This is a genomic window from Pseudomonas sp. GL_135 (assembly GCF_057834665.1).
This window is the reverse complement of the sequence record NZ_CM174408.1, coordinates 773,577-795,556: the sequence shown is the minus strand read 5'-3', so window position 1 is coordinate 795,556 and position 21,980 is coordinate 773,577. Positions and strand designations below refer to the sequence as shown.

Genomic DNA, 21,980 nt, shown 5'->3' with positions numbered 1-21,980 from the left:
CTATGCAATTGATATGGCTGCGCAGCGATCTGCGTGTGCATGACAACACGGCGCTGAGCGCTGCCATGGAGCAGGGCCCGACGCTTGCCGTGTACATGATCAGTCCGGGCCAGTGGCAAAGCCATGACGATGCCCCATGCAAAGTCGATTTCTGGCTGCGCAACCTTCGCGAATTGAGCAAGGCACTTGCGGCGCTCAATGTCCCTTTGCTGATCGTCCATGCGGACACGTGGTCGCGGGCGCCCAAGGCGTTGCTTGGCTTGTGTCAGCAACACGGGATCGACAGCGTGCACGTCAACGACGAGTACGGCATCAACGAGACCAAACGTGATTGTGACGTTGAAAAGGCACTCGATGGCGCCGGCGTTCTGTTTCATCGCCACCTCGACCAGCTGTTCTTTCAGCCTGGCAGCGTGCTCACCAAGAGCGGCGGGTATTTCAAGGTTTTCACGCAATTCCGCAAGGTCTGCTACGCCCGTTTGCATTACTCGATGCCGGCGCTGGTTGCGCTGCCCAGGGCGCAGCAGAAGCTGTCTGTCAAAAGCGATGTCGTGCCGGATGCAGTCAAGGGTTTCGCCGCACCGACTGATACCCTGCGTTCGCTCTGGCCGGCCGGCGAAGATGAGGCGCGTGATCGCCTGCAAAACTTCACCGACGAGCAAGTGCATTACTACGATCAAGAGCGCGACTTCCCCGCCAAGCCCGGGACCAGCCAGTTGTCTGCGTACCTGGCTGCCGGCGTGATTTCTCCGCGCCAGTGCCTGCATTCGGCACTGCGCAGCAACAATGGCGAGTTCGAGACCGGTAACTCGGGCTCAGTCACCTGGATCAACGAACTGCTCTGGCGTGAGTTTTACAAGCACGTGCTGGTGGGCTTCCCCCGTGTCTCCCGTCATCGCGCCTTCCGCCCGGAAACCGAAGCGCTGAAATGGCGCAACTCGCCCGAGGATCTCGAGGCCTGGCAGCAGGGCCGAACCGGCCTGCCGATTGTCGACGCCGCCATGCGTCAGCTGCGTGAGACAGGCTGGATGCACAATCGCCTGCGGATGATTTCGGCCATGTTCCTGACCAAGAATCTGCTGATCGACTGGCGTGAAGGTGAGCGCTTCTTCATGCAGCACCTGATCGACGGCGATCTCGCCTCGAACAACGGCGGCTGGCAGTGGAGTTCATCAACCGGCACCGATGCGTCGCCTTACTTCCGGATCTTCAATCCGCAAAGTCAGTCGGAGCGCTTCGACCCTGAGGGCCGATTCATCAAACAGTGGGTGCCTGAACTGGCCGAGCTGAACAAGCGCGACATTCATAACCCCGCCGCACTGGGCGGCCTGTTCAGCGCTGAGGGTTATCCCGCGCCCATCGTTGATTTGAAAGCCAGCCGCGAGCGCGCCCTGCAAGCGTTCAAGTCGCTGCCCCAACGGCAGGCGGAGACGCAGGAGAATGGGTGAGCATTCGTCACGCCGGTTCGCGGTCCGCTGCGCGGTGATTTAAACTGCGGCCCATGACGACCGTTATCCCTTCGCTTCAACTCCCTGCCGAACCCGCAATCACGTGTTCCACCTGCGCGGCCTGCTGCTGCCAGCTGGAAGTCATGCTGATCACCGACACCGGCGTGCCCGAGCGGTACATCGACACCGATGACTGGGGAGGCGAAGTCATGCTGCGCCTGGACGATGGCTGGTGCGCGGCACTGGATCGCGACACGATGATGTGCACGATCTACGACCGTCGGCCGTTGATTTGCAGGGAATTCGAAATGGGTGCGCCAGAGTGTATTGCCGAGCGAGAGGGGATTGCCACGGCGTATCTGTGATTGCTGTTTGCCTGAGTCAGCCGCGTTGGCTGACCTTCCCGGTTAAAGCCAGTCCTACCATGTGCTGCGTCGGTTGGACCGGCTTCAGCCGAGAAGAAGCGCAGGGTACGTTGCAATTGCGGTCAAGCCCGCTCCTGCAATGAAACACTCGAGCGCTTAGAACGGCATCGTGTAGTGGATCGCGTAGCTTTCGATACCGTCGTTGTTGGTGGTCATGCCGCCGTTGGAGTAGTGAGTGGCGCGCAGGCCGACTTCATGTCCACCGGCAAAGCGCAGACCAAAACCCAAACGGTCTTCAAACTGGAACGCGCTGCCCAGCTTGTTACCTTCCACTTCGGTGCGCTGGAACACAGCGGCGCCGATACCCGCTTCGATGTAAGGCTTGACGCTTTCACCCGAGAACTCATAAACGAATACCGGGGAGAACGACAGGCTGTTGTTGCTGGAGTTCTTGTCGCCTTCCCAGTATGTATAGGCGCCGCTCCAATAGCCGGTCAGGCGACCGACACCGGTTTGCCACCAGCTTTTATCCCAATCAAACTGCGCACCTAGACGATAAGTCATGGTGGATTCGCCAGTTTGTCCTACGGAAAACTCGACCCCATCAGCTTGAGCCATTGCGCTTTGCCCCAAAAGAGCAGCCGCAATCGCAGCCAAACAAAACAGTCGCTTCATCTGAAACATCCTATTTTCGAAAGCAGTTAGAAATTTTTTATATCGACAGAAGTGCTGTAGAAGCCGGCAGCTGAACTTTAGTTCACCCACAGACGAAGCGATTCACGTTTTTTTCACGAAACGAAGCTTCGCACATTGTCGGAGTTGTTACAAAGCACGCGTAGGACGTTTCTGAAATCTTCTGGATCGCCGGTCGTCCAGAACTGGGCAGTCCGAGGATGACCGCTCGCCAGCAGCTCACGCTCACCCAATAAGCGCTGCAACTGCCGGGCTACAGCGGCGCCGGTGTCGATCAGCGTGATGGACGCAGGGATCATTTCCCGCAGCAATGGCTTGAGAAACGGGTAATGCGTGCAGCCCAGAATGATGGTGTCGCAGCCTGCGGCGAGTAATGGCGCGACGTAACTCTGCAGCAGTTGCCGAATCGTCGGGCTGACCAGGTCGCCCGTTTCGATCAACTCCACCAGTCCCGGGCAGGGCTGCGTGATGACTTGCACATCTGCTGCGAAGCGATCAAGCAATGCAGCGAATTTAGCGCTCTGCAGGGTGCCCGTAGTTGCCAGCACGCCGACGACACCGGTCCGCGTCGCCGCAGCGGCTGGTTTGACCGCAGGCTCCATGCCCACCAGCGGCCAGTCAGGGTAGCGGACGCGCAAGTCAGCGATGCCGGCCACCGTTGCCGTATTGCAGGCAATGACCAGCGCCTTGGCGCGCTGACGGTGGAAGAACTCGGCAATCGTTGCGCAACGTTCGCGAATGAATTCGGGGGTTTTCTCGCCATAGGGGATGTGGCCGCAGTCGGCGACATAGAGCAGGGATTCCCGTGGCAGCAACTGCCGTATTTCCGCCAGCACCGACAACCCGCCGACGCCGGAATCAAACACCGCCACCGGCGCATCGCTGTCTCTATTCATGCTCGACGGCAGCTCCAAGCCCGGTACCGCACACGCTGCAGCCCGGATCGCGTTTGACTTTCAATTCGCGGAATCGCGTGCTCAATGCATCGATCAGCAGCAGTCGCCCGACCATCGGCTCGCCGAATCCGGCCAGCAGCTTCAGGGCTTCGAGAGCCTGCAAACTGCCCACCAGTCCCACCAAAGGACCGATCACGCCGGCCTCGCTGCAGGTCAATTCGGTTTCGCTGCCGTGCCCGTACAGGCAGTGGTAACAGGGGCTTTCGGCACGACGCGGGTCAAACACCGACAGTTGCGCTTCCAGGCGAATTGCAGCGCCGCTGACCAGCGGTTTGCAGGCGGCGACGCAGGCCGCATTGACCGCCTCGCGCGTCGAGAAATTGTCCGAGCAGTCCAGCACCAGATCGACCCCGACCACGGCTGCCGCCAGTGAGTCGGCATCAAGCGCCGCGCGATGGGCCACCAGTGTTATCTGCGGGTTGATGGCAGTGAGCCGGGTGATGGCTGAGTCTACTTTGCTTAAGCCCACGCTCGGGGTGTCGTGAATGATCTGGCGTTGCAGGTTGGTCAGATCGACACTGTCGAAATCAGCCAGATGCAATGCTCCGACGCCGGCCGCCGCCAGATACAACGCTACAGGCGAACCCAGTCCCCCGAGGCCGACAATCAGAACGCGGCTCTGTTTGAGGCGCAGCTGGCCGTCGATGTCGACCTGTTGCAGAAGGATCTGCCGGCTGTAGCGCAGCAGTTCCTCGTCCGTCAGCACGGCACTCGCCCGAAGGTAATGCGCTCGTGGTCGCCCAGGTCGCGGCGGGTCTTGATCTCTTCGAATCCGTGCTCAAGCAACAGCTCGCGCACCGCCGCGCCTTGATCGTAACCATGCTCCAGCAACAGCCAGCCGCCGGCTTCAAGGTGTGCGGGCGCTTGCGACACGATCAGGCGCAAATCGTCCAGGCCATCGGCGCCGGAGACCAACGCGCTGCTTGGCTCGAAGCGCACGTCACCTTCGACTAGATGAGGGTCGTCGGAGGCTATGTACGGGGGGTTGCTCAGGATCAGGTCGAAACGCTGCCCCTCGACGGCACTGAACCAGTGACTATGCAAGACCTTGGCGTTATCCAGATGCAGGCGCTGGCGGTTGCGTTCGGCAAGCTCGACCGCGTCTGCGACGCGATCCACCGCCGTGACGCTCCACTGCGGACGATCCTTGGCCAGCGACAGCGCGATGGCACCGGTGCCAGTGCCGAGATCGAGCAGTGTGTGAGGAATCGCACCGGGTAAAAGCTCCAGCGCGGTTTCCACCAGCATCTCGGTTTCGGGCCGCGGGATGAGCGTATGGGGCGCGACTTCCAGGTCGATGTTCCAGAACCCTTGCAGGCCCAGGATGTACGCGACGGGTTCACCGGTTCGACGACGCTTGAGATAGCCGTCGAAAGCGTGCGCCGCTTCGGTGCTGACAATACGCTCGGGCCAGGTGTGCAGAAAACTGCGCGGCTTGCCCAGGGCAGCGGCCAGCAACAATTCTGCATCCAGACGCGCTGTCGGAGAATCCGGCAACTCGGCGCTTCTTAACAAGCTGGCGATGATGGTCATTTAATCACCCAGTGCCGCAAGTTGATCTGCCTGATACTCGGCAAGTAACGGTTCTATCACTGCATCGACCCCGCCGGCCAGAACTTCATCAAGGGAATAGAGCGTCAGGTTCACGCGGTGATCCGTGACTCGCCCCTGTGGGAAATTGTACGTACGAATGCGTTCCGAGCGATCCCCGGAACCTACCAGCAACTTGCGCTCGCTGGCGATGGCGTTGGCCGCCGCAGCGGTCTGCTGATCGTTGAGCTTGGCCGACAGCCAGGACATCGCCCGCGCACGGTTTTTGTGCTGCGAACGTTCTTCCTGGCATTCCACCACGATGCCGGACGGCAAGTGCGTAATACGGATGGCCGAATCGGTCTTGTTGACGTGCTGACCACCGGCGCCGGAAGAGCGATAGGTATCAACGCGCAAGTCTGACGGGTTGATCTCGATGGTCTGCTGTTCGTCAGGCTCTGGCAACACCGCTACCGTACACGCAGACGTGTGAATGCGTCCTTGGGATTCGGTTTCCGGCACTCGCTGAACGCGATGCACGCCCGACTCGAATTTCAGCTTGCCGTAGACGTGCTCGCCTTCGACCCGCGCAATGACTTCCTTGTAGCCGCCATGCTCGCCGATGTTCTCGGACAGAATCTCGACACGCCAGCCACGTCGCTCGGCGTAGCGGGAATACATGCGAAACAGGTCGCCGGCAAAGATAGCGGCTTCGTCGCCACCGGTGCCGGCGCGGATTTCCAGAAACACATTGCGGCCATCGTTCGGGTCTTTGGGCAGCAGCATTTTCTGCAGGTCAGCCTCAAGCACGAGTAACTGATCCTTGGCTTCGCGCACTTCCTCGACGGCCATTTCACGCATGTCGGGGTCGCTGTCCTTGAGCAGCGCCTGCGCGCCTTCGAGGTCGGCCTGTACTTTCTGCAGTTGCCGGTACACCTGGATCACAGGCTCGACTTCGGCGTACTCACGGGAATACGCGCGAAATTTGGTTTGGTCGGAGATGACTTCGCCATCGCCAAGCAGCGCGGTCAATTCCTCGAAACGGTCGCTGAGCACGTCCAGCTTATTAAGCAGTGAAGCTTTCATCGCGGGGATTTATCCGTGAAGCCCTCGTTGAGGGCAAAGAGTTCCTGGGCCATGGCCAGCGCATCAACGCGGCCTTCAGCGGAGAGCTTTTTGAGTTGCACACTGGGAGCGTGCATCATTTTGTTCGTCAGGCCACGTGCCAGCGCCATCAATACATCCTCGGCGTTGCTGCCATTGGCGAGCATGCGCTGGGCCTTCTGCAATTCTTCGTCACGCAGGCGTTCGCTCTGCTGACGATACGCCTTGAGCACGTCAACCGCCGCCAGCTCGCGCAAGCGCGACATGAAGTCGTCGACGCCCACGCTGACCAGCTCTTCGGCCGCCTGCGCCGCGCCCTGGCGACTCTTGAGGTTTTCTGCGACGACTTCGTGCAGATCGTCCACGGTGTAGAGGTAGACGTCGTCCAGCTCTCCAACTTCGGGTTCGATATCGCGCGGCACGGCGATGTCGACCATGAAGATCGGCTTGTGCTTACGCAGCTTCAGCGCGCTTTCAACGGCGCCTTTGCCCAGAATCGGCAACTGACTGGCCGTTGAGCTGATGACGATGTCGCTGTTAACCAGCTCGGCCGGGATGTCAGCCAGCAGCACAGCATGGGCACCGAACTGCTCGGCGAGAATGTTCGCGCGTTCGAGCGTGCGGTTGGCAACGACGATACGCTTGACCCCAAGATCATGGAGGTGGCGCGCGACCAGGGTGATGGTCTCCCCCGCGCCTATCAACAGCGCCTGACTGCGCTGCAGGTCGCTGAAAATCTGCTTGGCCAGGCTGACGGCCGCAAAGGCGACGGACACCGGGTTCTCGCCGATGGCCGTGTCGGTGCGGACCTGTTTGGCAGCGCTGAAGGTGGCCTGAAACAGCCGCCCGAGCAAGGGGCCGACCGTGCCAGCCTCCCGGGCAACGGCATAGGCCGATTTCATCTGGCCGAGGATCTGCGGCTCGCCCAGTACCAGCGAATCCAGGCCCGACGCCACGCGCATCATGTGACGCACCGCTGCGTCGTCCTCATGCACATAGGCACTGGCGCGAAGTTCATCGACATTCAGGTGGTGATAATCCGCCAGCCAGCGCAAGACGACGTCGGCGGTCAGTTGATCCTGTTCGATGTACAGTTCGCTGCGATTGCAGGTGGAGAGAATGGCGGCTTCACGGCTGCGAGTCAGACGACAGAGCTGCTGCAGCGCCTCAACCAGCTGTTCAGGCGTAAATGCCACGCGCTCGCGGACATCGACTGATGCAGTCTTATGGTTGATACCCAGAGCAAGAAAGGCCATTAAGGTCGCAGATGGTGACGTGAAGCCGACAATTGTCCTACTTCGGTAGATTCAGGACAACCACCGCAATACATTCAGAACGTCCGCAGCGCACTATTGTCCCTATACAGGTTGCGTATCACCGGCTCTGGCCTGCGACAAAATGTCCGCGCTCAGGCTGTAGATCGAGCGTATCCAGATTTCGCGCGGGCTGTGGGTTTGCTCCCGGCCTTGTGTCATGATGCTTCCAAACCGCAGGTAAGCCGCCCCTCTTCTATATGAATAAATCCTCCGCGCTGTTCCTTGCCCTTGTCGCTCTGAGTGGCTGTCAGTCTACGGCCTCCGTTTCTACGGAGCCGTCCGTTCCGGCGAAAGAAGCGCCGCCCGCGCCCGAGGCCAAACCTCAGGTGTACGGCTCGTTTACTCAGGACACCGTCGTCAGCCTGTTGACCGCCGAGCTTGCCGGCCAGCGCAACCGCTTTGACATCGCGCTGGACAACTACGTGACCCAGGCGATCCAGACCCAGGATCCGGGGATTTCCGAACGCGCCTTCCGCATCGCCGAGTACCTGGGCGCCGATCAGGCCGCTCTCGACACGTCGATGATCTGGGCGAAAAACGACCCAGGCAATCTCGAGGCACAGCGCGCGGCAGCCATCCAGCTGGCGCGCGCCGGGCGCTACGACGACTCAATGCGCTATATGGAGAAAGTCCTTCAGGGCCAGGGCGACACGCATTTTGACTTCCTCGCGCTGTCGGCATCGGAAACCGATTCCAGTACGCGCAAGGGGTTGATCACCAGCTTCGATCGGCTGCTGATGAAGTACCCGAAAAATGGTCAGCTAATCTTCGGCAAGGCGCTGTTGCTTCAACAGGAAGGCGACAGTGCCGCCTCGCTGAAACTGCTCGAAGACAACCCGCCGGGTGAAGGCGAAGTGGCGCCGATTCTGCTCCGCGCTCGCTTGCTGCAAAGCATGGACCGCGGCAAGGAAGCGATCCCGCTGCTGGAAAAAAGCATCAAGAAATACCCGGACGACAAGCGTCTGCGCCTGACCTACGCGCGCATGCTGGTGGAGCAGAACCGCATGGAAGACGCCAAAGTGCAGTTTTCCAGCCTGGTTCAGCAGTACCCGGATGACGACGAGCTGCGTTATTCGCTTGCCCTCGTGTGCCTTGAAAACAAGGCATGGGATGAAGCGCAGGGTTATCTCGAAGACCTCGTTGCGCGCGGCAGTCACGTCGACTCGGCCCATGTAAACCTCGGCCGCATTTACGAAGAGCGCAACGATCCGCAAACCGCGCTCAGCGAATACGCTCAGGTGGGTGCCGGCAGCGACTTCCTGCCAGCACAGCTGCGTCAGGCCGACATCCTCATGAGCAATGGCAACACTGCCGAGGCGTCGAAGCGGCTGGCTCAGGCACGTGCCGATCAACCCGATTACGCCATTCAGCTGTATCTGGTCGAAGCCGAGACCCTGACCAATAACAACCAGAGCGATCGCGGCTGGCAGGTATTGAGCCAGGCGCTCAAGCAGTACCCGGACGATCTGAATCTGCTCTACACCCGTTCGATGCTGGCCGAGAAACGCAACGATCTGAAGCAGATGGAGAGCGACCTGCGGGCCATTCTCAAGCGCGAACCGAACAACGCCATGGCGCTGAACGCTCTGGGCTATACGCTCTCTGACCGAACGACGCGCTACGCCGAAGCCAAGGAGCTGATCGAACGCGCGCATCAGCTCAACCCGGAAGACCCAGCGGTGCTCGACAGCCTCGGCTGGGTCAACTACCGCCTGGGCAATCTGGACGAAGCTGAGCGCCTGCTGCGCCAGGCGCTGGAGCGCTTTCCGGATCACGAGGTCGCCGCGCACCTGGGCGAAGTCCTGTGGGCCAAAGGTGAGCAGCGTGAAGCCCGAAAAGTGTGGGGCAAGGCCCTTGAACAACAACCTGACAGCCCGGTCCTGCGCAGCACCATCAAACGCCTGACCGGCGCCGAGACCCTTTGAATTTATGCAACTGCGCCACGTACTCGTATTCAGTCTGATCGCCCTGCTCGCCGGTTGTGCCGGCATGTCCTCCCGCGAAGCCGTACAAGGCAAGGGCGACGCCAATCAATGGCGTGTGAACAAAGAACAACTGAGCAGCCTCGACGGCTGGCAGATCAACGGCAAGGTCGGCATCCGCGCGCCAAAGGATTCCGGCAGCGGCACGCTGTTCTGGCTGCAACGCCAGGATTACTACGACATTCGCCTGTCCGGTCCGCTGGGTCGCGGTGCTGCCCGCCTGACCGGTCGCCCTGGCGCTGTGTCGCTGGAAGTCGCTAATCAGGGCCGCTATGACGCGCCGGATCCGGAAACCCTGCTCAAGGATCAGCTCGGCTGGAAACTGCCGGTGTCGCATCTGGTCTGGTGGGTACGCGGCCTTCCCGCCCCCGACAGCAAAAGCAGCCTGACCCTTGACGGTGACAGTCGCTTGTCCAGCCTCGAACAGGACGGCTGGCAGATCGAATACCTGAGCTATACCCAGCAGAACGGTTTCTGGTTGCCTGAACGCATGAAGCTGCACGGGCAGGATTTGGACGTCACGCTGGTTATCAAGGACTGGCAACCACGCAAACTGGGGCAATGAGCATGTCGCAAGCACGCCTGACACTGCCCGCCCCTGCCAAGCTGAATCTGATGCTGCACATCACCGGACGCCGCGCCGACGGTTATCACGAACTGCAGACGCTGTTTCAGTTTCTCGATTACGGCGACGAACTCAGTTTCGCGCTTCGCGACGACGGCGAAGTGCGGCTGCAGACGGAAATCGCCGACGTCCCTCACGACAGCAATCTGATCGTCAGAGCGGCTCGTGCGCTAAAGGAAGCATCCGGTTCTCCGTTCGGCGTTGATATCTGGCTGAAAAAAATCTTGCCCATGGGTGGCGGCATTGGCGGCGGAAGCTCGGATGCGGCAACCACATTGCTCGGCCTGAATTATCTCTGGCAACTTGGCTGGGATGAGGATCGGCTGGCGGGGCTGGGCCTCAAGCTTGGGGCAGACGTGCCGGTTTTCGTGCGTGGACACGCTGCTTTTGCTGAGGGAATCGGCGAGATACTGACCCCCGTCACCCCCGAAGAACCTTGGTATCTGGTGCTAGTGCCGCAAGTATCTGTAAGTACAGCAGAAATTTTTTCAGATCCGCTGTTGACACGTGACACTCCGCCCATTAAAGTGCGCCCCGTTCCCAAGGGAAACAGTCGAAACGACTGCTTACCGGTTGTAACGAGGCGATATCCAGAAGTTGGTAACGCTTTGAATTTGTTAGGTAAATTTACCGAAGCAAAATTAACCGGAACTGGAAGTTGTGTGTTTGGGGCCTTCCCAAGCAAAGCTGAAGCTGATAAAGTCTCGGCCCTTCTTACAGGGACCCTTACAGGGTTTGTAGCAAAAGGCGCAAACATCTCGATGTTGCACCGGAAGTTACAGGCACTGCTCTAAAAGGAACCGAGTGCCAGGCACTCGTGCAACAGATACAGGGGCGTCGCCAAGCGGTAAGGCAGCAGGTTTTGATCCTGCCATGCGTTGGTTCGAATCCAGCCGCCCCTGCCATTTTCCTATAGTCATCCAGGCATACCCTAAGCCTCCAGGTACTGCGCGTGTCCAAGATGATGGTCTTTACGGGGAACGCCAACCCCGATCTGGCTCGGCGTGTCGTACGTCAGCTGCATATCCCTCTCGGTGACATCTCTGTTGGAAAGTTCTCCGACGGTGAGATTACCGCTGAGATCAATGAAAACGTTCGCGGTAAAGACGTCTTCATTATCCAGCCGACCTGCGCTCCGACCAACGATAACCTGATGGAACTCGTCGTGATGGCTGATGCCTTCCGTCGTTCCTCGGCCACTCGTATCACTGCTGTAATTCCTTACTTTGGTTATGCCCGCCAGGATCGCCGTCCGCGTTCCGCCCGTGTGGCTATCAGCGCTAAAGTGGTTGCGGACATGCTCACCGTCGTCGGTATCGACCGTGTGCTGACTGTCGACCTGCACGCTGACCAGATTCAAGGCTTCTTCGATATTCCGGTAGATAACATCTACGGCTCCCCGGTTCTGGTGGATGACATCGAAGACCAACGCTTCGAAAACCTGATGATTGTCTCCCCGGATATCGGCGGCGTCGTGCGTGCACGTGCTGTTGCCAAATCCCTGGGCGTCGATCTGGGCATCATCGACAAGCGTCGCGAGAAGGCCAACCACTCCGAAGTGATGCACATCATCGGTGATGTCGAAGGCCGTACCTGTATTCTCGTCGACGACATGGTCGATACCGCCGGCACCCTGTGCCACGCGGCCAAGGCGCTGAAAGAACACGGCGCTGCCAAGGTCTTCGCGTATTGCACACACCCCGTTCTGTCGGGCCGTGCAATCGAGAACATCGAAAATTCCGTGCTGGACGAACTGGTGGTGACGAACACCATCCCGTTGTCCGCTGCAGCACAGGCCTGTGACCGTATCCGTCAACTGGATATCGCACCGGTCGTCGCTGAGGCGATGCGTCGCATCAGCAATGAAGAATCGATCAGCGCGATGTTCCGATAAGGGCCCTGCCCTGCCGAACCATCCGTTGACGAAAAGCGCCCCGCCCCGACACCAAATGCCGGGGCGGGGCTTTTTTGCCCATACCGTGTCTGGCGCTGGTCGCAAACGCCGCTCGGTCATGGCTATATTGGAGATACAAAATGAACGAATTTACTCTGAACGCCCAAGCGCGTACTGACCTGGGGAAAGGTGCGAGCCGCCGCCTGCGTCGTCTCGCCGCCCAAGTCCCAGCCGTTGTCTACGGTGGTGGCAAGGAAGCTGTTTCGATCACCATCGAAGCCAAGGAAATTGCCAAGCTGTTCGAAAACGAAGCTGCTTTCAGCCACGTTATCGAGCTGAATGTCGATGGCGCCAAGCAGAACGTACTGATCAAGGCCATGCAGCGTCACCCGGCCAAGCAGTTCATCATGCACGCTGACTTCATCCGCGTCGTGGCTGGCCAGAAACTGACCGCTATCGTTCCAGTGCACTTCATCAACGAAGAAGCACCGGTCAAGAAAGGCGGCGAGATCTCGCACACCACTACCGAGCTGGAAGTGACCTGCCTGCCGAAAGACCTGCCTGAGTTCATCGAAGTTGACCTGGGCGCGCTGGAAATCGGCGACAACGTTCACCTGTCCGACGTTAAAGCACCTAAAGGTGTTGAATTCGTTGCTCTGGCGCACGGCAAGGACCTGGACATCGCTAACGTCCACGCCCCTCGCATCGTCCAGGACGAAGAAGAAGGCACCGCAGAAGGCGAAGCAGAGTAATTATTACTCGCTAGCCGGTTGAACCCGTGATGATGCTCGCCATCATCACACTCGACCCAAGGAAGAGCCCCTGACGTGACCGCCATCCAACTGATCGTCGGCCTGGGAAATCCAGGCCCCGAATACGAACAGACCCGGCATAACGCAGGGGCTCTTTTCGTTGAGCGCATTGCCAGCGCCCAGCGTGTCAATCTGACCGCTGACCGCAAATATTTCGGCCTGACGGCTAAGTTCAGTCATCAGGGCCAAGACGTTCGTCTGCTGATTCCTACCACGTACATGAACCGCAGCGGCCAGTCCGTCGCGGCTCTGGCGGGTTTCTTCCGGATTCCTCCGCAAGCCATTCTGGTGGCCCACGACGAACTCGACCTGCCTCCGGGCGTCGCCAAACTCAAACTGGGTGGCGGGCACGGCGGGCATAACGGGTTGCGCGACATCATTGCGCAGCTCGGCAACCAGAACGGCTTCCACCGCCTGCGGCTTGGCATCGGCCACCCGGGCGACGCCAGTCTGGTGTCCAATTTCGTCCTGGGTCGAGCGCCACGCGCCGAGCAGGAAAAGCTGGATGCCAGCATCGACTTTGCCCTCGGCGTGCTGCCGGATGTACTCGCTGGCGACTTCGCCAAGGCGATGCGCGTCCTGCACAGCCAGAAGGCCTGACATCACTCGAGGGGAAACACCATGGGATTCAACTGCGGCATCGTCGGCCTGCCCAACGTCGGCAAGTCCACCCTGTTCAACGCCCTGACCAAGTCCGGTATCGCGGCGGAGAACTTTCCCTTCTGCACCATCGAACCGAACACCGGCATCGTGCCCATGCCGGACCCGCGCCTGCAGGCCCTGGCCGATATCGTCAACCCGAAGCGTATTCTACCGACCACGATGGAATTCGTGGACATCGCCGGGCTGGTAGCCGGTGCCTCCAAAGGTGAAGGCCTGGGCAACAAGTTCCTCGCCAACATTCGCGAGACTGACGCCATCGCCCACGTTGTGCGCTGCTTCGAAGACGAGAACGTGATTCACGTTTCCAACAGCGTCGACCCGAAGCGCGACATCGAGATCATCGATCTGGAACTGATTTTCGCTGACCTCGACAGCTGCGAGAAGCAACTGCAGAAAGTCACGCGCAACGCCAAGGGCGGTGACAAGGACGCAGTGGTCCAGAAAGGCCTGCTGGAACAACTCATTGCTCACTTCACACTGGGCAAACCTGCCCGCAGCCTGATGAAGAGCATGAGCGCCGATGAGAAAGCCGTGATCAAGGGCTTCCATCTGCTGACCACCAAACCGGTCATGTACATCGCCAACGTTGCTGAAGACGGCTTCGAGAACAACCCGCACCTGGACGTGGTTCGCGCCATCGCCGAAGAAGAAGGCGCAATGCTGGTGCCGGTCTGCAACAAGATCGAGGCGGAGATCGCCGAACTCGAAGATGGCGAAGAAAAGGACATGTTCCTGGAGGCCCTGGGCCTTGAAGAGCCTGGTCTGAACCGCGTGATCCGTGCCGGCTACGAAATGCTGCATCTGCAGACCTACTTCACTGCCGGTGTTGAAGAAGTTCGTGCGTGGACCGTCCGTGTCGGCGCTACCGCGCCACAGGCTGCCGGCGTGATCCACACCGATTTCGAGAAGGGCTTTATCCGCGCCGAATGCGTCGCTTACAACGATTTCATCCAGTACAAGGGTGAGGCCGGTGCCAAGGAAGCGGGCAAATGGCGCCTGGAAGGCAAGGACTACATCGTCAAGGACGGCGACGTTCTGCACTTCCGTTTCAACGTCTAACGCGATCGAGGGCCTTCACGGCCCCCGCTGAACACCAAAGCCCGCGCATCACTCGGTGATCGCGGGCTTTGTGCTTTCAGCGCTTTGTCTCTGTCAGTAACGCTCGCCTGCCTCGGTGCGGCTCAGACAATCGGCTGCGCTGCGCGGAACAGCAGAACGACGCCTTCGCGCCTGAGCGTCACATCGCGAAAATGCATGCGCAAATGCGCTTCGAAACCGGCCTGGGTGTCGTGGCTGTTTCCGAAGATGCCTTTCTTGTTGTACACCGCCATCAGCTTGCGGCCAAAGCCGTTGTGCCCCGCTTCATCCCCCAGAATAGTCGCGCCAAACAATACGCCGTCCGGGGTCAGATTGTGCTTGAGGTGAGCGAAAATCGCCGCCTTGGCGTTCAGCGGGCCTGGCAGGCAATGCAGCAGATAGAACAGTGATATCGAGTCGAAGCGTTCGTTACCGGGGATCGGCGTCATCACGTCATGCTGAAGGGTGCGCGTGTCTGGCCGGCCGATCCTGCGCTTGGCGGCAGCGAGGCTGCTTGGGTTGAGGTCCATCAAGGTGATTTGGGTGCTCGGTGGCAACTTGGCTTTCGCCAGGTAGTAACCCGTGCCGACGCCAATATCCAGATGGTGCGCACGAACAGTGGCGCGGAAGAACGGCAACAGCACCTCATCGGTCGGGCAGCGCCAGGCATACCGATTGGAAATGCCCAGCACCCAGGCGTCGTACAACGCCAACGTAAGGGGCGAATAAACCGCCGCACCTGCGGCACTGCTATCGGTCATGGAAAAATCCCCTACGGCTATGGGTATCGAAATACGAAGAGAAGGCGACGAATCTTATACGTCGCCATGCTTTCGTCTTTCAACCCACGCCGCACGCGCGCGTATGAGGACGTGAACGTCATTCGCACTCATGCCTTGTATGCGCGGCTTACCCCAGCTGGAATCTCGCGGTGTTGTCGCTCAAGGCCCGGCTGCCTTTGGTCAGGGTGTCCGCAGCCTGATTGACCGCACGCGCGCCTTCCAGCAAACGGCCCGCAGCCTGATCCACCTGCTGGATGTTGCCACTCACCTCATCCGCCGTCGCGGCCTGCTCTTCAACCGCCGTGGCGATCTGCGCCAGCGTGTCAGTGACGATCTGCACCGCGCTGGCAATTTCTTCCAGCCGCTCGCCCAGCCCGGTCACTGACTGCGCGTCACTCACCGCCTGACCACACGCCGCTTCCATCAGGCTGACGGCCTGGCTGACGGTCGAGCGCAAACTGTCCACGGTCCCGGCAATTTGTGCAGTTGAGGCCTGGGTCCGCTGCGACAAGCTGCGCACTTCGTCGGCAACCACGGCGAAACCGCGCCCTTGTTCGCCCGCACGTGCTGCTTCTATCGCAGCGTTAAGCGCCAGCAAATTGGTCTGTTCGGCAATGCCGCGAATGGTGTCTACCACGGACTGGATCTGTTGCCCCTGCTCACTGACCTTGCCCAGCGCGTTGGCGGTGTCGGTCAGCTTCTGGTTCAGCTGCTGAATGCTCGCCGTGGTGCGTTGGCTGTCGCGACTGCTGTCCTCGGCGATGCGTCGGGTGGCCTGGGCGCTGCCGGACGCTGCTTCACAGCTGCGGGCGACGCCCATGGACGTCGCGGCCAGCTCGGTGGCCGCCGCCGCAATCTGGCTGATCTGCTGCTGTTGATCTTCGACTTCGTTGAGCGTGCTGCCGGATTGCGCGTTGAGGGTCAGCACCGCAGAGCCCAGCTGCTGGGTTTCGTGATTGACGCCCAACAGACTGGTGCGCAGTTGCACCACCGCAACGTTGAGTGCGGTGCTGATGACTGCCAGTTCGTCACGCCCTTCAACGGCGACCTCAACGCACAAATTGCCGTCGCGCAGGGACTCGGCCAAGGTCGTAATGCCCTTGGCGCTGCGTTGAATTGACGCCTGGAGGCACATGAAGAGATACAGCGCCGCGAGCGCGAGAATGCTGAAAATCGCGGCCACCGGCACGAACTGCTGAGTGGCTTGTTCATGGTAATAATCGAGCCGACTGGTGAGTGACGACAGTGACTGCTTGCGCAGGGCCGCCAGTCCGTCGCTGACGTTATCGACGCTGCGTTCGAAAGCGGCCGGGTCGAGCTTGATGCTGCCGCCGAACACACCGTCGTCGAGCACTTTCAGCTCGGTATCAAGGCGCTGAAGACTGTCTTCATACTGACGCGTCCAGACCTCCATGCCCGGGTAAGCCTTGGCTTTTAGCGAGCCTACTGCTTTGACCAACTGATCGCGGGCGTCGCCGATGCGACTGCGCAGGTCGCGCATCTGAAGACGGCTCTGCAATGAGAACTGACCGGACGCGATCGACGACTGGCCGATACTTGCCATGCGCCCTACCCGCTCGACAAGGTCCGGCGCCTGCTGCGTGGCGATTTGCATCAGCAAGTAGGTTTCAAGCCAGGGATCGAGGATCAACCCGCTGTCCATGGCGATCTGTTCACGCAGACTCTGCAGCGCCGTGAGCGCGGACGTGAAGCGATCATAGCCATCCGGCCACCAGCCGACTGTACGCAGGGAATCTGAATCCATCCCTTTGACTGAGGCTTGCAGCGCCTGATAACGAGTCATGATGTCGCCACTGGCGTTCTGCGCCTTGAGCTCATCGCCAAGGGACGCCAGGGTTCGGGTCAACTCAGGGTTGGCAGCATCCAGCGCGTTCATGGCAGCCTTCGCGGCCGGTGTCGGATCCCGAAGAATGTCGACGGCCTTCCAGCGCGCGGCGCGGTTGCGCTGGGCCGTCAGCTGCACATCCAGCGCATCGAGCGCCATCAGTTGGCGCACGCCAGCTTGTTCCTGGGAAATCACCGCAAGCTTGCTGCGGTAATCCTGGCCGATCATCCACAGGCTGCCCGCGAGCGGCAAGATGAACAGAAAGAAGAGCACCTGAAACTTGCGCGCGAACCCGAGACGTCCGAGCAGGCGGATGCCTGGCGACAAAAGACTCTGCATAGCCGACTACTCCTCACCGACAGACCGCTGCTTGACCCATGATGATCACAGCGCTGCCTTACATTCTTACCGGCAAAATGCCATGTCTATGTTTAGAAAACGATAACCGCCCATCTTCGATGCAAAGAGCGGGGTTGGGCTTATCGAGATCTGCGGCCGCTTTTATCTATAGCGGCAGCGATGCGGCAGGCATAAGCAAGAACCGGACCGATAGCACGAAGCCATCAAACCGGGCACCTGATCGAGGACAGTGCAGGGTGCATGCGCGAAAGTGGGGCAAAAGCACTCAGCGTGGGGAGTAAAACTGTCACCGACGTGCAGGGATGAAGAAAGGTTGAAGGGCCGGGAGGCTAACCGATTGATCACGTGGATAAATTTTTTCGAAGGGACGCTTGACACATATCCGATCTGAGCGAATAATGCGCGCCACTTGGCTACATAGCTCAGTTGGTTAGAGCATAGCATTCATAATGCTGGGGTCCGGGGTTCAAGTCCCTGTGTAGCCACCAAGTACCTCAACAAAGCCCGCCTTGTGCGGGCTTTGTTGTTTCTGGCGTTCCGTGGCTAATGTGGGAGCCCAAATCGCCGATACCCCTGTACTGCATCTCGCAGTGCACGGAGGCAATATGAAGAAGATAGCTATCGCTGGACTGGTCGCTCTGCTTTCAATCGTTTCTCTCTCCGCGTCGGCGTGTCCGAAAGGCACGCACCCCTCTGGCGGAACGGGGTCACACCACAAAGGCGGGACCTGCGTTTAAGACTAGCCCGGCAAGCGCCGGGCTTTTTTAGGTCCGGATGTTGGCCTTCCAGGCTACATGCAATACCGCCTCGCCCCCGGTTCATTCGCAGAAACCCACCTCAAGCAGCCCGAAACGCCCAGACTACTTCCACCAATCGGGCAGCGATCAGCAAGTACACCAGCGACACCAGAATCTGAATCGCCACGTGATAGCGCAACTTGCCGAGGCGGCGAATGCCGTCGCTGACGTTCAGGAACATCAGCACGGCGGACACGCCAATCAGCCCCCATCCGGTAGCGCCAGACACCAGCACGCCGATGAACTGGTGGTAATCAGCCCTCAACGCACTGGTGCCCGCCGCGAACAACAGCGCGCACACCAGCAGGTTTTTGATGTTGTCGAAGATTTGCGTGCTGAGGTCGTTTTCCAGCCAATCGATGTAGCGCGCCCAGATTTTTCGCATGGCCTGATGCCTGTGGGTCGATGAACTCATAGCGTAGCGCGCATGGGGCGGGATGCCTGGATGTTGCCCTGCGGTCCGGGCGCGAGCAGCAATCCGTGACAACAGCGCCCTCGTCCAATAGATTACGCCCCTCGAAACGCCCCGAGCTTTTCGCGCCTCAACCCCAGTTAACGAAGCAGTGGATGTTCAATGTCTGATTCCCATACCGATCCGGTGGCAAACGCCGTGTCGTCGAAGCAAGCCTACGAAGAAGCCATCAACCTTTCACAACATGTGCCCCAGGCCAAAACCATCAGCGAGATGGTGCTCGACGCCTTCCAGAGCGCCAAGGAAAGCGACCAGATTCGCGATCTGCGCCTGGCCATACGCGCCGCCCATGACCGATTCGATGATGACCAGGCCTACGAACTGATGGGTCAGCTTAAACAGCTCAAGGACGCCGAAGCCGCCGACATGGCCGCCCTCGAAGACCTGAGCGCGAAATTTCCGATCAGCCGGATTCTCTCCAGCTACAAGGACGACCCGAGTTTCCAGGAACTCGTCTACAGCCTGGCGTTGAAGGTGCTGAACCAGACGCATCAAGCGGTCAGCAACCCGAGCGGCGGCAAGAGCAAAGCGGCACGACCGAAGAAGGAAGCCGAGGTGTTCGTTATCAGTAAGGACGGCATCAGCGTCACCCTGCCTCTGCGCACGCCGCGCTCGAAAGCCAACGCTGACCGCGAAGCCTATGAATTCCTGGGGTTCTCGTTCATCGGTGAAGGCGATGAAGCCGAGCTGCAGAGCGAAGTGTTCGTGGACAAGGATGGCAACCAGCAGCCGGCCACGCGCAAGAACATTGTCAGCGCGATCCAACAGCAGACAGCGTTCGAAGGGTTCAGCGCCGCTCAGCAATAAGCTTGGCCGTAAGCTCAACACGCGGATGGGTGGCGATCGTAGCGCCATGATGTAACCTCAAGGGCTGGCCACAGCGGTGCCAACTGACGGTCGCCGCCCCTCGAGAGGTGTTGAGCAATGCAGATTCTTGGTGAAACGATCATCGGACAACGCGCTGTGCGGGGTCAGGCCGGAGAGGTGTTCGCCCTCGCTGCCGCCACGGGTGAACCTCTGACACCGTCGTTTGGCGCCAGCACGCTGGATGATGTCAACGCTGCGTGCGAACTGGCCGAAGCGTCATTCGACAGCTACCGGCAACTGAGTGACGACCAACGCGCCAGCTTCCTCGAAGCCATCGCCCAAGGCCTTCTGGACCTGGGCGATGTGCTCACCGAACGCGTTCACATCGAAAGCGGCCTGCCCAAGCCCCGCCTTGAAGGCGAGCGGATGCGCACGGTCAATCAGCTGAAACTATTTGCGACCCTGCTGCGGGATGGGCGCTGGCACGGCGCCGTGGTCGATACTGCAATGCCGGAGCGCCAGCCACTTCCGCGTGCCGACCTGCGTCTGCGGCGCATTGGCCTCGGCCCGGTGGCGGTGTTCGGCGCCAGCAACTTCCCCCTCGCCTTCTCCGTGGCCGGCGGCGATACCGCTTCCGCGCTGGCGGCCGGTTGCCCGGTTATCGTAAAGGCGCACCCGGCTCACCTGGGCACCAGCGAACTGGTGGGCCGTGTGATTCAAAAAGCAGCGCGCGACACTGGCATGCCTGAAGGCGTGTTCTCGCTACTGATCGACAAGGACATTTCCGTCGGCCAGGCGCTGGTCAGTCACCCCCTGATTCAAGCCGTGGGCTTCACTGGCTCTCGCCGTGGCGGCCTGGCGCTGGTGGCGGCGGCGCAAGCGCGTCCGGTCCCGATTCCCGTGTATGCCGAGATGAGCAGCATCAACCCGGTGTTCCTGCTTCCCGCTGCTTTACTGGCCCGCGCCGAAACCATCGCCAAGGGTTTTGTTGAATCGCTGGTCATGGGTGCGGGGCAGTTCTGCACCAACCCCGGCATTCTGCTTGCACTGGAAAGCGACGCGCTGGAGACGTTCGTGTCGGCATCGGCCAAGGCACTGTCCGAGAAGCTACCGACCACCATGCTGACGCCGAACATCCACGGCGCTTACTGCAACGGTCTGAATAACCTGCACAGCGCATCAGGCGTGACGCTGGTAGCAGAGGGTCAGGAGGCCGAAGGTTCATTCCAGGCCCGCGCGGCCTTCTTCCGGACCGACTCGGCCACCTTCCTCGCCAACCCCGCGCTGGAGGATGAAAACTTCGGCCCAAGCGCGCTGCTGATCGTCTGCTCCGACGTCGCCGATCTGCAGAAGGTCGCTGCCAGCTTCGATGGTCAACTGACCGTGACGCTGCAGTTTGACGACGGCGACGAGGCAACCGCCCAGTCGCTGATGCCGATCCTGGAGCGCAAGGCGGGACGGATTCTGTTCAACGACTTCCCGACAGGTGTCGAAGTGAGTTATTCGATGGTCCATGGCGGACCGTTCCCGGCCACTTCCGACAGCCGCAGCACCTCGGTGGGCGCGACCGCTATTGATCGCTTCCTGCGTCCTGTTTGTTACCAGAACGTGCCGGACTCGCTGCTGCCAACTGCGTTGAAAGCCAGCAATCCGTTGAAGACCTGGCGTCTTGTGAACGGCGAACTGTCGAAGGACTGAGCTGCTTCCACGTCCGGCGGCTGAGCCTGCTTCACCGCGCCCCCTTCGATCAGGGGCGCGGTCATAGCAGACGCGCCACAGTCAGTCAGCAGATCGCTGCAGCACCTTGCCGTCCACCCCATTGCCGATCACCAGAAAATGCCCGCCCGCCACATGGTGGAGGGTGCGCAGCGCGTCATGCCCCTCGAAATGCCAGTGCCCGTCGGAGAACACGCGCTCATCCGCCCACGCCGCGACCACTTCGCCGATGAACAAATCGTGGGCGCTCTGGTTGTGCGGCTCGGGAATCAATCGACACTCCAGCCAGCCCGCGCAGCCTTCCAGCAGCGGAGCTTCAACGTGGGTGCCCGCGAAGGTCTGCAGGCCATACGCCTTGAATTTATCCAGGCCCTGCTCCTGGGAGATGTCCAGCCCCGAGGTGGAGCCGACCGTTTCGACGATATCGATCTGGCTGAGGGTCGGCACGTTGATCACAAACGCGCCGGAGGCCTCAAGCAACTGCCGCGTCCAGACAGACTTATCCAGCACGACCGTGACTTTCGGCGGCTGGAAGTCCAGCGGCATTGCCCACGCCGCTGCCATGATGTTGCGTTGACCGTCGTGGGCTGCGCTGATCAGCACGGTCGGGCCGTGGTTGAGCAGGCGATAGCATTTGGCGAGGGGTACGGGACGCCGATGAGAAGCGGTCATGAAAATCATCCTGGCTGCGAAAAAAGTGATCGAAAACTACAGGGTTTATCGCGCCGGGGAAAC

Annotated in this window: 21 protein-coding genes and 2 tRNA genes; 13 read left to right on the top strand and 10 right to left on the bottom strand. The window is 60.1% G+C overall.

Going from position 1 to position 21,980, the window contains the following annotated elements:
* The first annotated feature begins 2 nt into the window (after nucleotides 1-2).
* Together phrB and AC3ISG_RS03590 are read left to right on the top strand one after the other, a co-directional pair.
* Nucleotides 3-1,448, top strand: coding sequence for a deoxyribodipyrimidine photo-lyase (phrB, locus tag AC3ISG_RS03595; protein WP_489298526.1), 1,446 nt, complete (start codon nucleotides 3-5; stop codon nucleotides 1,446-1,448).
* Nucleotides 1,449-1,501: 53 nt separating this feature from the next.
* Nucleotides 1,502-1,813, top strand: a complete 312-nt coding sequence (locus tag AC3ISG_RS03590; RefSeq protein ID WP_074883972.1) for a YkgJ family cysteine cluster protein — start codon at nucleotides 1,502-1,504, stop codon at nucleotides 1,811-1,813.
* Between the two features lie 156 nt (nucleotides 1,814-1,969).
* On the opposite strand, the gene AC3ISG_RS03585 is transcribed toward AC3ISG_RS03590, so the two are convergent.
* The 6 genes from AC3ISG_RS03585 to hemA all read right to left on the bottom strand — a co-directional run bounded on the left by AC3ISG_RS03585 (nucleotide 1,970) and on the right by hemA (nucleotide 7,352).
* Nucleotides 1,970-2,488: an acyloxyacyl hydrolase gene (locus AC3ISG_RS03585; RefSeq protein ID WP_122536195.1), complete on the bottom strand. Its 519-nt coding sequence runs from the start codon at nucleotides 2,486-2,488 to the stop codon at nucleotides 1,970-1,972.
* Between the two features lie 113 nt (nucleotides 2,489-2,601).
* The gene (murI, locus tag AC3ISG_RS03580) at nucleotides 2,602-3,402 is read right to left on the bottom strand and encodes a glutamate racemase (RefSeq protein ID WP_122536196.1); all 801 of its coding nucleotides are present in this window, start codon (nucleotides 3,400-3,402) and stop codon (nucleotides 2,602-2,604) included.
* Nucleotides 3,395-4,168 carry a molybdopterin-synthase adenylyltransferase MoeB gene (locus AC3ISG_RS03575; RefSeq protein WP_122536197.1) on the bottom strand — a complete coding sequence of 258 codons (774 nt, stop codon included), beginning with the start codon at nucleotides 4,166-4,168 and terminating at the stop codon, nucleotides 3,395-3,397. Before AC3ISG_RS03575 ends, murI begins: the two co-directional genes overlap by 8 nt.
* The gene (prmC, locus tag AC3ISG_RS03570; protein WP_489298525.1) at nucleotides 4,162-4,995 is read right to left on the bottom strand and encodes a peptide chain release factor N(5)-glutamine methyltransferase; all 834 of its coding nucleotides are present in this window, start codon (nucleotides 4,993-4,995) and stop codon (nucleotides 4,162-4,164) included. Before prmC ends, AC3ISG_RS03575 begins: the two co-directional genes overlap by 7 nt.
* Nucleotides 4,996-6,078, bottom strand: a complete 1,083-nt coding sequence (gene prfA / locus AC3ISG_RS03565) for a peptide chain release factor 1 (RefSeq protein WP_122536199.1) — start codon at nucleotides 6,076-6,078, stop codon at nucleotides 4,996-4,998. It abuts the gene before it with no gap.
* Nucleotides 6,075-7,352 carry a glutamyl-tRNA reductase gene (gene hemA / locus AC3ISG_RS03560; protein WP_122536200.1) on the bottom strand — a complete coding sequence of 426 codons (1,278 nt, stop codon included), beginning with the start codon at nucleotides 7,350-7,352 and terminating at the stop codon, nucleotides 6,075-6,077. Before hemA ends, prfA begins: the two co-directional genes overlap by 4 nt.
* Before the next feature lie 257 nt (nucleotides 7,353-7,609).
* Here hemA and AC3ISG_RS03555 point away from each other — a divergent pair, with 257 nt between their 5' ends.
* The 8 genes from AC3ISG_RS03555 (at nucleotide 7,610) to ychF (ending at nucleotide 14,447) form a co-directional block, all read left to right on the top strand.
* Nucleotides 7,610-9,337 carry a tetratricopeptide repeat protein gene (locus AC3ISG_RS03555; RefSeq protein ID WP_122536201.1) on the top strand — a complete coding sequence of 576 codons (1,728 nt, stop codon included), beginning with the start codon at nucleotides 7,610-7,612 and terminating at the stop codon, nucleotides 9,335-9,337.
* A 4-nt stretch (nucleotides 9,338-9,341) separates the two neighbouring features.
* Entirely contained in the window at nucleotides 9,342-9,959 is a 618-nt protein-coding gene (gene lolB / locus AC3ISG_RS03550; RefSeq protein WP_122622592.1) for a lipoprotein insertase outer membrane protein LolB, read from the top strand.
* A 2-nt stretch (nucleotides 9,960-9,961) separates the two neighbouring features.
* The gene (gene ispE, locus AC3ISG_RS03545) at nucleotides 9,962-10,813 is read left to right on the top strand and encodes a 4-(cytidine 5'-diphospho)-2-C-methyl-D-erythritol kinase (protein WP_489298524.1); all 852 of its coding nucleotides are present in this window, start codon (nucleotides 9,962-9,964) and stop codon (nucleotides 10,811-10,813) included.
* A 36-nt stretch (nucleotides 10,814-10,849) separates the two neighbouring features.
* Nucleotides 10,850-10,924: transfer RNA gene (locus AC3ISG_RS03540), tRNA-Gln, on the top strand.
* A 47-nt stretch (nucleotides 10,925-10,971) separates the two neighbouring features.
* A complete protein-coding gene (locus AC3ISG_RS03535) occupies nucleotides 10,972-11,913 on the top strand; it encodes a ribose-phosphate pyrophosphokinase (RefSeq protein ID WP_037018241.1) in 942 nt (313 codons plus the stop codon).
* A gap of 140 nt (nucleotides 11,914-12,053) precedes the next feature.
* The gene (locus AC3ISG_RS03530) at nucleotides 12,054-12,665 is read left to right on the top strand and encodes a 50S ribosomal protein L25/general stress protein Ctc (protein WP_489298523.1); all 612 of its coding nucleotides are present in this window, start codon (nucleotides 12,054-12,056) and stop codon (nucleotides 12,663-12,665) included.
* 75 nt (nucleotides 12,666-12,740) lie between these two features.
* Nucleotides 12,741-13,325 (top strand): aminoacyl-tRNA hydrolase, encoded by a 585-nt coding sequence (gene pth, locus AC3ISG_RS03525; protein ID WP_108120616.1) that lies wholly within the window; start codon nucleotides 12,741-12,743, stop codon nucleotides 13,323-13,325.
* Nucleotides 13,326-13,346: 21 nt separating this feature from the next.
* Nucleotides 13,347-14,447, top strand: a complete 1,101-nt coding sequence (ychF, locus tag AC3ISG_RS03520; protein WP_191945871.1) for a redox-regulated ATPase YchF — start codon at nucleotides 13,347-13,349, stop codon at nucleotides 14,445-14,447.
* Between the two features lie 122 nt (nucleotides 14,448-14,569).
* Here the strand turns inward: ychF and AC3ISG_RS03515 are convergent, their stop codons facing one another.
* A complete protein-coding gene (locus AC3ISG_RS03515) occupies nucleotides 14,570-15,226 on the bottom strand; it encodes a class I SAM-dependent methyltransferase (protein ID WP_489298522.1) in 657 nt (218 codons plus the stop codon).
* Between the two features lie 148 nt (nucleotides 15,227-15,374).
* Nucleotides 15,375-17,432: a methyl-accepting chemotaxis protein gene (locus AC3ISG_RS03510; RefSeq protein ID WP_489298521.1), complete on the bottom strand. Its 2,058-nt coding sequence runs from the start codon at nucleotides 17,430-17,432 to the stop codon at nucleotides 15,375-15,377.
* A gap of 432 nt (nucleotides 17,433-17,864) precedes the next feature.
* Here AC3ISG_RS03510 and AC3ISG_RS03505 point away from each other — a divergent pair.
* Nucleotides 17,865-17,941 (top strand) — tRNA-Met (locus AC3ISG_RS03505).
* A gap of 349 nt (nucleotides 17,942-18,290) precedes the next feature.
* On the opposite strand, the gene AC3ISG_RS03500 is transcribed toward AC3ISG_RS03505, so the two are convergent.
* Nucleotides 18,291-18,635 carry a hypothetical protein gene (locus AC3ISG_RS03500; protein WP_272634953.1) on the bottom strand — a complete coding sequence of 115 codons (345 nt, stop codon included), beginning with the start codon at nucleotides 18,633-18,635 and terminating at the stop codon, nucleotides 18,291-18,293.
* A 189-nt stretch (nucleotides 18,636-18,824) separates the two neighbouring features.
* Between AC3ISG_RS03500 and AC3ISG_RS03495 the strand changes: the two genes are divergently transcribed.
* Both AC3ISG_RS03495 and AC3ISG_RS03490 read left to right on the top strand, forming a co-directional pair.
* Nucleotides 18,825-19,529 carry a hypothetical protein gene (locus tag AC3ISG_RS03495; protein WP_272634952.1) on the top strand — a complete coding sequence of 235 codons (705 nt, stop codon included), beginning with the start codon at nucleotides 18,825-18,827 and terminating at the stop codon, nucleotides 19,527-19,529.
* 117 nt (nucleotides 19,530-19,646) lie between these two features.
* Nucleotides 19,647-21,227 carry an aldehyde dehydrogenase (NADP(+)) gene (locus AC3ISG_RS03490; RefSeq protein WP_489298520.1) on the top strand — a complete coding sequence of 527 codons (1,581 nt, stop codon included), beginning with the start codon at nucleotides 19,647-19,649 and terminating at the stop codon, nucleotides 21,225-21,227.
* 81 nt (nucleotides 21,228-21,308) lie between these two features.
* Here the strand turns inward: AC3ISG_RS03490 and AC3ISG_RS03485 are convergent, their stop codons facing one another.
* Nucleotides 21,309-21,917 carry a flavin reductase family protein gene (locus AC3ISG_RS03485; RefSeq protein ID WP_489298519.1) on the bottom strand — a complete coding sequence of 203 codons (609 nt, stop codon included), beginning with the start codon at nucleotides 21,915-21,917 and terminating at the stop codon, nucleotides 21,309-21,311.
* Nucleotides 21,918-21,980 lie beyond the last annotated feature (63 nt).